This is a genomic window from Phenylobacterium sp., assembly GCF_022402485.1.
GTDB lineage: Bacteria > Pseudomonadota > Alphaproteobacteria > Caulobacterales > Caulobacteraceae > Phenylobacterium.
Map to the genome: position 1 here is coordinate 132491 of NZ_JAKRSA010000027.1, position 8857 is coordinate 141347.

Consider the following 8857-nt stretch of genomic DNA (forward strand, 5'->3'; position numbering starts at 1 on the left):
CGGGCGCTGAGCGCACTGGCTTTGGCGGGGACTAGACCCCAATTCGCCGCCCAGGCAAATCGGGAGGATGGTCTGGCGCCTAAACTGTCGGAGGCACCCAGGTCCATGGCGTTTTGGCCCCGGGGAACGTCGCGGGCGTGCAGCGCAGATAGAGACTGTCGGCCCAGGTATGGCCCAGCAGATAGGTCTTCTTGGCGCTGCCCACCACGACGAAGCCCAGGCGCTCCAGCAGGCGCCGGGAACTGGTGTTGTTGGGGTCCACATCGGCGGTGGCTTCGCTCAGACCCCGGTCCTTGAACGCACGGTCAATGACCGCCGAAACCGCTTCCTGAGCAAAACCCTGGCCCTGGGCCGTGGGATGGAGGATGTAGCCGATCTCCGGGTCGGCCCAGAAGCCCACCTTGCCGACCACCTCACCGGCCTTGGTCTCGACGATGAAGTCGTCATTGCGGGTGGCCATCATCCCCTCCAGCCACAACCGCGTCTCGTCCAGCTTTTCGTGGGGCAGGGTGGACCAGAAGGCCATGGCGTGGGCCGAGGACAGGATCTGATGCATGGGATCCAGGTCGCTGGCCTGGGCAGGGCGCAGCGTCAGGCGCTCGGTCGTGATAATCCCGGGCATCGACGAAACAGGCTCCAACGAATCTCCGCCTACATATTGGCGGGCGGAGGTGACATCCAGGTTAGCCTCGGATAATTCGCCCCCTAGGAGGCGGCCATATGACCACTGAAGACGTGCTTGAGGAATTCCGCGGCGCCGGTGCCCTGCGAGAGGGCCACTTTGTGCTTTCTTCGGGCCTTCATTCGGCGGTCTTCCTGCAGAAAAACCTCGTCTTCCAGTATCCTGACCGGACTGAGCGACTCTGCAAAGCCCTCGCCGACCTGATCCGGCGCGAAGTGGGTGAGGTGGATGTTTGCGTCTCCCCCGCCGTGGGCGGGATCATCCCCGGCTATGAGACCGCCCGCCAGCTGGGCGTGCCGTCGATGTATGTGGAGCGGGTGGACGGAAAGCTGCAGTTTCGCCGCGCCTTTGCCCTGAAGCCTGGCGCAAGGGTGGCCATGGTCGAGGACATTGTCTCCACCGGTCTGTCCTCCCGAGAGTGTGTCGAGGCCATTCGCGAGGCCGGGGGTGAAGTGGTCTGCGCCGCCGCCCTTGTGGACCGTTCGGGGGGCAAGGCCGATCCCGGGGCACCGTTCCTGGCCCTGGCGCGCCTGGATGTGCCAGCCTATCCCGCAGATCAGCTCCCACCTGAGCTGGCGGCTATCCCCATTGAGGATCCCGGCAGCCGCAGGTTGAACCGATGAACGCCCCCCTGCGGCTCGGCGTCAACATCGACCATGTGGCCACCCTGCGGAACGCCCGTGGGTCCGACTATCCTAGCCCCGTGCGCGCTGCCGAAATGGCCATTGCAGCGGGGGCTGACGGGATCACAGCCCATCTGCGGGAAGACCGCCGACATATCCGCGACGGGGATATCGACGCCTTGGCCCTGCTGCTGCGCCGTTTGGGCCGGCCCCTGAACTTTGAGATGGCCGTGACGGCGGAGATGGAGGCCATCGCCCTGGCGCACCAGCCCCATGCCGCCTGCCTGGTGCCCGAGCGGCGGGAGGAGGTCACCACCGAGGGCGGCCTCGATCTTATCAAGGGGCGCGCCCACATCGCGCCAGTGGTCACCCGGCTGGCAGCGGCGGGTATCCGCGTCTCGTGCTTCATCGACGCAGATCTTGACCAGGCCGCTGCCGCCAAGGCCATGGGTGCCCAGGTGGTGGAGTTGCACACCGGGGCCTATTGCGACGCGGTTCGGGAGGGTGACCCCAGCGCCGCAGGTCATCTAGGGCGTCTGCAGACGGCGGCCGCCGAAGCCGAGCGCCTGGGGCTGGAGGTCCATGCCGGCCACGGGATCGACTTCGCCACTGTAACTGCGATCTCGGCCATCCCTCAGGTGGTGGAGCTGAATATCGGTCACTTCCTGATCGGAGAGTCCGTCTTTCTGGGGCTGCCAGCGGCGATCACCCAGATGCGGACACTGATGAACCAGGTGCGCGGGGGGAGCGGGTCGTGATCCTCGGGCTCGGCTCGGACCTTTCCGACATTCGCAGGATCGAAAACACCCTGGAGCGGTTTGGCGAGCGCTTCACCCAGCGGATTTTCACCGAGCTCGAGCGTAAGCGCTCCGAGCGCAAGCCTGATCGGGCCGCCAGCTACGCGAAGCGATTCGCCGCCAAGGAGGCCTGCTCCAAGGCCCTGGGTACCGGCTTTCGACGGGGCGTCTTCTGGCGAGACATGGGGGTGGCCAACCTGCCGTCCGGTGCCCCCACCATGGTCCTGACCAATGGGGCGTTGAAGCGACTGCAGGCCATCACGCCGGCGGGCCACCGGGCGGTGGTGCATGTGACCCTGACCGACGATCATCCCTATGCCCAGGCCTTCGTGATCATCGAGGCCGTGCCCGAATAGCCGCAGGAGGCCGTAGAATGGTCGATATGCTGCGCGAAATGGGGCCTTGGCTTGCTACCCGTTGCCCCAGGCGATAGCTAATCCGAAACCGCGCGCCCCGTGTCGCCCGCGCCTCAAGGACAAAGCATGAGCGAGAACGTGCAGAGCGCGCCAGCTTCAGAGAAGCCGGACGCGATCCAGGAAATCATCGAGATCGTGAAAACGGTCGTCTACGCCCTGATGATCGCCCTGGTCCTCAGGGTGCTGTTCTTCCAGCCCTTCACGATCCCGTCGGCCTCGATGGAGCCAAACCTGCTGGAGGGCGATTACATCATCGTCTCCAAGTACTCCTATGGCTATTCCCGCCACTCGATCCCCTTCAGCCCGCCCCTGTTCGAGGGGCGGATCATGTCGAATGATCCTTCGCGGGGGGATATTGTGGTGTTCAAGCTGCCACGGGATGGGCGGACCGATTACATCAAGCGTCTGATCGGCATGCCCGGCGATCGGATCGAAATTCGCGGCGGTCAGATCATCCTCAATGACCAGCCGATCCCCCGGGAGGCCATGTCTCCGGGGATTATCGACACGGGCTACGGCTTTACCCGTGAGGTCATGCGCTATCGGGAGACCTTGCCCGATGGACGCACCTATATGACCTATGACCTGGGTCCGGACGGGGAAATGGACAACAGGGGGCCGTTCCTGGTGCCTGAGGGCCATTACTTCTTCATGGGCGACCATCGGGACAACTCCCTCGACAGCCGGGCGCCCGAGGAACTCGGGGTCGGCTACGTGCCGGCCGATCATCTGGTGGGCAAGGCCCAGATCATTCTCTTGTCGTGGGAGCGTGGGGCGTCCCTGTTCAAGCCCTGGACCTGGGTGACCGAAGCCCGGCCGGGCCGGTTCTTCAACATCCTTCAGTGACCTTCCGCCCATGAACCGGCGCGCGGCGGCGGTCGCCCAGCTCGAGGCCAGGATCGGGCGACAGTTTGCGGATCGGGATCTGCTGGAACGCGCCCTGACCCATGCCAGCGTGGGCGAAGGTGCCACCAAGGTGCGTCACTATGAGCGCCTGGAATTTCTAGGGGACCGGGTGCTGAACCTGCTGGCCGCCGAACGGCTGATGGCTCTGGACCTTGAGGCGCGAGAGGGAGAGCTCAGCCGGCGGCTGGCCAACCTTGTGAACTACCAGGCCTGTGCCGCCGTGGCTCGAGAGATCGGGCTTGGGGAGGCCTTGCGACTGTCGGCCAGCGCCACCAAGATCGGCGCTCGGGAGTCTGACGCCGTCCTGGGGGACGCCTGCGAGGCGTTGATCGGCGCGCTCTATATTGACGGCGGCTTCGAGGCCGCCCGAGCGTTCTTTCTGCAGTTCTGGGCAAAGGCCTTTGCCGGTCTCGGCGCGCCCAAGAGCAAAGATCCGAAAACCCAGCTCCAGGAATGGGCCCAGGGCCAGGGTCTGCCGCTTCCGACCTATGGCGTGGTCGCCCGAGAGGGCCCAGACCACGCGCCTGCCTTCACTGTCGAGGTGCGGGTCCAAGGCTTTGATCCCGAGGCCGCCCAGGGGCGTTCCAAACAGGAGGCCGAGAAGGCCGCCGCCCTGGCCATGCTGTTGAAACACGAAGGACCACAATGACCCGCGCCGGCTTCGTCGCCATCATCGGAGCGCCCAATGCGGGCAAGTCCACCCTCACCAACCGTCTGGTGGGGGCCAAGGTCTCCATCGTCACTCAGAAGGTTCAGACCACCCGCTTTCCGGTGCGTGGCGTGGCCATCGAGGGCGAGAGCCAGATCGTGCTGGTGGACACGCCGGGCATCTTTGCCCCGCGTCGACGGCTGGACCGGGCCATGGTCCGGTCGGCCTGGGGGGGCGCGGAGGAGGCCGATGGCGTCGTCCACCTGATCGATGTGCAGGCTGAACTGGCTGTGGGCGAGAGTTCAGGCAGCCCGGCGGACAAGCGGGCGGTGATTGATGTCCAGACCATTATCGAGGGTCTGAAGATTTCAGGCCGCAAGGCGATACTGGCCTTGAACAAGATCGACGGCGTCAAGCGCGAGCGCTTGCTGGCGCTCTCGCAGCGGCTTTATGAAACTGGGGTCTATTCCGAGGTGTTCATGATCTCCGCCGCCGACGGCTCCGGGGTTGATGATCTCAAGCGTCGGATGGCCGAGCTCGTGCCCGAGGGCCCTTGGCTCTATCCCGCCGAACAGACCGCTGATCTGCCCGCCCGCCTGCTGGCGGCCGAGATCACCCGCGAGAAGCTCTATCTCCGGGTTCATGAAGAGCTGCCCTATGCGGCGGCGGTAGACACAACGGCCTTCGAGGAGCGTCGGGACGGCTCGGTACGGATTGAGCAGACCATCTATGTGGAGCGCGAGAGCCAGCGGCCTATCATCCTGGGCAAGAACGGCCAGACCCTGAAGTGGATTGGACAAAAGTCCCGGGAGGAGCTGACCGAACTGTTCGATCGTCCGGTGCACCTATTTCTGCACGTGAAGGTCGATGAAACCTGGGCCGATAAGCGGGAGTTTTACGGCAATATCGGGCTTGATTTCGACGTCTGATGGAATTCGAAGACGACGCCTTCGTGCTCTCGGCCCGCGCCCACGGGGAGACCGGCGCCATTGTCGATCTGCTGACCTCAGAGCGTGGTCGCTATGCCGCCCATGTGGCGGGCGGGGCGTCCCGGCGCTTGAAGCCGTTTCTTCAACCTGGGGCCCAGGTGCGGGTTCGATTCCGGGCCCGGGTGGCCGAGCAACTGGGCGCCGCCACCCTTGAGCCCATAGGGGAGGGGCCGGGGGCTTTGTTCGATGATCCCCTTGCCCTGCACGGCCTGTCTGCGGCCGCCGCCGTGGCTGCGGGTGCCCTGCCTGAGCGCGAGCCGCACCACGGTGCCTATCTGGCTCTGGAGTCCCTGATCACCGCCCTGGCGGTTCCCGACATCTGGCCCGCTGTGTTCGTCCGGTTTGAAGCGGGCCTTCTGCAGGATCTGGGATTTGGTCTGGACCTGTCCAAGTGTGCGGCGACGGGGTCGATGGATGACTTGATCTATGTGAGCCCGCGCACCGGTCGTGCGGTCAGCGCCCAAGCGGGGGAGCCGTACAAGGACAAGCTCCTGCGCCTGCCGCCGTTTATGCTTTCGGCCCAGTGGGGGCTGGAGGCCGGCGAAATCGGTGCAGGCCTATCCCTGACGGGTCACTTTCTGGAGGCCTTTGTCTTCAACCCCCTGAACCGCCCCTTGCCGCCGGCTCGGGTCTGGATGATCGACCGGTTGTCGGATGCGAACCGGCTGTGACGGCAGGGGCGGGGCGCGCTAGAATCGCCGCCACGGAGAATCAATGAGCAAGCACGTTTCCCCGCCGTCCGATGACGACGGCGACCGCATCATCAATGAGCCGCTGACCGAGGCCCTGTCGCGGCGCTACCTTGCCTATGCGCTCTCGACCATCACGGGCCGGGCCCTGCCCGATGTGCGCGATGGTTTGAAGCCGGTGCACCGACGGCTGCTGTTTGCCATGCGCCAGCTGCGCCTGGACCCCAATTCCTCAGCCAAGAAATCGGCCCGGGTGGTTGGCGATGTCATCGGTAAGTACCATCCCCACGGGGACTCGGCGGTCTATGAGGCCCTGGTGCGGCTGGCTCAGGACTTTTCGCAGCGTTATCCGCTGATCAATGGCCAGGGCAATTTCGGCAATATCGACGGCGATAACGCCGCGGCCATGCGCTACACCGAGTGCAAGCTCACCGAGGCCGCCCAGCTGTTGCTGGATGGCATTGATGAAGACGCCGTCGATTTCCGCTCGACCTATGACGGCGAGGATGAAGAGCCGGTGGTCCTGCCGGCGGGCTTTCCCAACCTTCTGGCCAATGGCTCCAGCGGCATCGCCGTGGGCATGGCCACCTCAATCCCGCCGCACAATGCCGGGGAACTGATCGACGCCTGCCTGCTGCTGCTGGACGCGCCGGACGTCAGCACCGCCGACCTGATGGTGCATGTAAAGGGACCGGACTTCCCCACTGGCGGCGTCATCGTCGAGCCCCACGCCTCTATGGTTGAGACCTATGAGACCGGTCGTGGGGGCATCCGTACCCGGGCGACCTGGGTGAGGGAGGACACGGGCCGGGGGACCTATCAGATCGTCATCACCGAGATCCCCTACCAGGTGAAGAAGGCCGATCTGGTGGAGCAGCTGGCCAATCTCATCGAGAACAAGCGCGCGCCCCTGCTGGGCGATGTGCGGGATGAGTCGGCCGAGGACGTGCGGCTGATCCTTGAGCCCAAGAGCCGCAATATCGAGCCCGAGGTGCTCATGGAGAGCCTGTTCAAGCTCTCCGATCTTGAGACCCGCTTCCCGGTGAATCTCAATGTGCTGGATGCCCGGGGCACGCCACGGGTGATGAGCCTGAAGGAAGCCCTGCGCGCCTTCCTCGATCACCGCCGCGAGGTGCTGGTGCGTCGGGCCCGGCACCGGCTGGGCAAGATCGAGGCCCGGCTGCATATCCTTGATGGCCTGCTGATCGCCTATCTCAACCTCGACGAGGTGATCCGCATTGTTCGTCATGAGCCTGAGCCCAAGGCCAAACTGATCGAGACCTTCAGCCTGTCGGAGCTGCAGGCCGACGCCATCCTCAATACGCGGCTGCGTCAGTTGGCCCGGCTTGAGGAAATGGAAATCCGTCGTGAGCATGGGGAGCTGTCGGAGGAACGCGATGGCCTGTTGAAGCTGCTGGAGTCCGAGGCCCGCCAATGGAAGCTGGTGGGTGTAGGCCTCAAGGAGGTTCGCAAGATCCTGGGGCAGGACACCGTTCTAGGGGCGCGCCGCTCGATCTTCGCCGATGCGCCCGAGGTGGACGCCGAGGCGGCCATGGAAGCCATGATCCCCCGGGAACCCATCACCGTCATCCTGTCGGAACGGGGCTGGATCCGGGCGGCCAAGGGCCGGGTGGAAGACCCCTCCGAACTGAAGTTCAAGGAGGGTGACAAGCTGGGCTTCATTGTGCCGGCTGAGACCACCGATAAGCTGCTGATCCTAGCCTCAGACGGGCGGTTCTTCACCATCGGCTGTGACAAGCTGCCTTCGGCCCGCGGGCATGGGGAGCCCCTGCGCCTGATGATTGATCTGGAGGACCAGGTGGAGATCATCGATGTCTTCCCCCACCGGCCGGGTACCAAGCGGGTTCTGGCCTCCAAGGCGGGCTATGGCTTTATCCTCAACGAGGACGAGGCGGTTTCGGCCCGTCGGGCTGGCAAGCAGGTGCTGACCGTGGATAAGCGCGGCGCGGTGCCCACTCTGCCGGTGATCGGCGACCATATGGGCGTCGTCGGCGACAACGGCAAAATCCTGATCTTCCCTGTAGACGAACTGCCAGAAATGCCCCGGGGCAAGGGGGTCAAGTTGCAGGCCTACCGCGAGGGTGGCCTGCGGGACGCCACGGTGTTCTCTGCCGAGGTCGGGGCCACCTGGGTGGACTCGGCGGGCCGGACCCGGGTCTGGGGCGAGTGGCGGGACTGGCTGGGACGTCGGGCTGGGGCTGGCAAGCTGGCGCCCAAGGGCTTCCCCACCAGCAAGCGGTTCAGGCCGAAGTAGCGCCTTCCGCGCCGCTTGGCTGGCGCGGCGCAAAAGGCAATACGGTCGCAAAATCCGTTCTTGGCTTTGTGGAACGCGCTTTAGGTTCGCCCCTATATTTTGGGGGATTCGAGTTATGCTGGGACGTCATCATCTGGCCACGGCCGCCGCCGCCGTGGTGCTTGCGCTTTTGCCTGCAACGGTTCTGGCGCAGCGTGCGCCGGCACCCTTGCCCATGGCCACTAGCCCCGAAGCCGTGGGCTTTTCGTCCCCCCGCCTGGAACGTCTGGACGCCGCCATGGCCAAGGCCGTCGCTGACGGCCGGGTGGCCGGCGTGACGACGCTGCTGGCCCGGCATGGCAAGGTGGTGGCCTTCAATACCTATGGTCAGGCCGACCTGGCCGAAGGGCGACCGCTGGAGAAGGACGCCATCTTCCGCATCTATTCCATGACCAAGCCGGTGACCGGCGTGGCCATGATGATCCTGTTCGAAGAAGGCCGCTGGCGACTGGACGACCCGGTCAGTCGCTATCTTCCCGAGCTCAAGGACCTGAAGGTCATGACCGGCGTCGACGCCCAAGGCGCGCCGATCCTGGTCCCTGTCGCCCGGGAGCCGACCATGCGGGAGCTGATGAGCCATACGGCGGGCTATGGTTATGGCCTGTCTGACCAGCACCCGGTGGACCGGATGTTCCAACAGGCGCGGGTGCTGGGCTCGGGCTCGCTTCAGGAGGTGGTGGAGAAAACTGCCGCCATCCCATTGAAATTCCAGCCTGGCACTGACTGGAGCTATTCCGTCGCCGTCGACCTCCAGGGGCGCATCGTCGAGAAGCTGAGCGGCCAGACCCTGGG

10 protein-coding genes are annotated in these 8857 nt (G+C 65.0%); 9 read left to right on the plus strand and 1 reads right to left on the minus strand.

The window, feature by feature from the left end; genetic code table 11:
* Window positions 1–79: 79 nt before the first annotated feature.
* Complete coding sequence (locus MH112_RS11380) at window positions 80–622, minus strand: GNAT family N-acetyltransferase (RefSeq protein ID WP_296567824.1); 543 nt, start codon at window positions 620–622, stop codon at window positions 80–82.
* 98 nt (window positions 623–720) lie between these two features.
* Between MH112_RS11380 and pyrE the strand changes: the two genes are divergently transcribed.
* The 9 genes from pyrE to MH112_RS11425 all read left to right on the plus strand — a co-directional run.
* Window positions 721–1305 (plus strand): orotate phosphoribosyltransferase, encoded by a 585-nt coding sequence (gene pyrE, locus MH112_RS11385; protein WP_296567826.1) that lies wholly within the window; start codon window positions 721–723, stop codon window positions 1303–1305.
* On the plus strand, window positions 1302–2063 hold the full coding sequence (locus MH112_RS11390) for a pyridoxine 5'-phosphate synthase (RefSeq protein WP_296567828.1): 762 nt from the start codon (window positions 1302–1304) through the stop codon (window positions 2061–2063). Before pyrE ends, MH112_RS11390 begins: the two co-directional genes overlap by 4 nt.
* Window positions 2060–2458, plus strand: a complete 399-nt coding sequence (acpS, locus tag MH112_RS11395; protein WP_296567830.1) for a holo-ACP synthase — start codon at window positions 2060–2062, stop codon at window positions 2456–2458. The genes MH112_RS11390 and acpS overlap by 4 nt, the downstream gene beginning before the upstream one ends.
* 126 nt (window positions 2459–2584) lie before the next feature.
* The gene (lepB, locus tag MH112_RS11400) at window positions 2585–3364 is read left to right on the plus strand and encodes a signal peptidase I (protein WP_296567832.1); all 780 of its coding nucleotides are present in this window, start codon (window positions 2585–2587) and stop codon (window positions 3362–3364) included.
* 10 nt (window positions 3365–3374) lie between these two features.
* The gene (gene rnc / locus MH112_RS11405) at window positions 3375–4073 is read left to right on the plus strand and encodes a ribonuclease III (protein WP_296567834.1); all 699 of its coding nucleotides are present in this window, start codon (window positions 3375–3377) and stop codon (window positions 4071–4073) included.
* The gene (gene era / locus MH112_RS11410) at window positions 4070–5002 is read left to right on the plus strand and encodes a GTPase Era (protein WP_296567836.1); all 933 of its coding nucleotides are present in this window, start codon (window positions 4070–4072) and stop codon (window positions 5000–5002) included. The genes rnc and era overlap by 4 nt, the downstream gene beginning before the upstream one ends.
* Window positions 5002–5733 (plus strand): DNA repair protein RecO, encoded by a 732-nt coding sequence (gene recO / locus MH112_RS11415; RefSeq protein ID WP_296567837.1) that lies wholly within the window; start codon window positions 5002–5004, stop codon window positions 5731–5733. Before era ends, recO begins: the two co-directional genes overlap by 1 nt.
* 43 nt (window positions 5734–5776) lie before the next feature.
* Window positions 5777–8026, plus strand: coding sequence for a DNA topoisomerase IV subunit A (parC, locus tag MH112_RS11420; protein ID WP_296567839.1), 2250 nt, complete (start codon window positions 5777–5779; stop codon window positions 8024–8026).
* Between the two features lie 115 nt (window positions 8027–8141).
* Window positions 8142–8857 (plus strand): serine hydrolase domain-containing protein (locus MH112_RS11425; protein ID WP_296567840.1); only part of this gene is annotated, 716 nt, incomplete at its 3' end.

Excerpts from the sequence above, each read along its gene's own strand:
- MH112_RS11380 (WP_296567824.1), bottom strand. The coding sequence starts at position 622 with ATGCCCGGGATTATCACGACCGAGCGCCTGACGCTGCGCCCTGCCCAG.
- pyrE (WP_296567826.1), top strand. The coding sequence starts at position 721 with ATGACCACTGAAGACGTGCTTGAGGAATTCCGCGGCGCCGGTGCCCTG.
- MH112_RS11390 (WP_296567828.1), top strand. The coding sequence starts at position 1,302 with ATGAACGCCCCCCTGCGGCTCGGCGTCAACATCGACCATGTGGCCACC.
- lepB (WP_296567832.1), top strand. The coding sequence starts at position 2,585 with ATGAGCGAGAACGTGCAGAGCGCGCCAGCTTCAGAGAAGCCGGACGCG.
- rnc (WP_296567834.1), top strand. The coding sequence starts at position 3,375 with ATGAACCGGCGCGCGGCGGCGGTCGCCCAGCTCGAGGCCAGGATCGGG.
- era (WP_296567836.1), top strand. The coding sequence starts at position 4,070 with ATGACCCGCGCCGGCTTCGTCGCCATCATCGGAGCGCCCAATGCGGGC.
- recO (WP_296567837.1), top strand. The coding sequence starts at position 5,002 with ATGGAATTCGAAGACGACGCCTTCGTGCTCTCGGCCCGCGCCCACGGG.
- parC (WP_296567839.1), top strand. The coding sequence starts at position 5,777 with ATGAGCAAGCACGTTTCCCCGCCGTCCGATGACGACGGCGACCGCATC.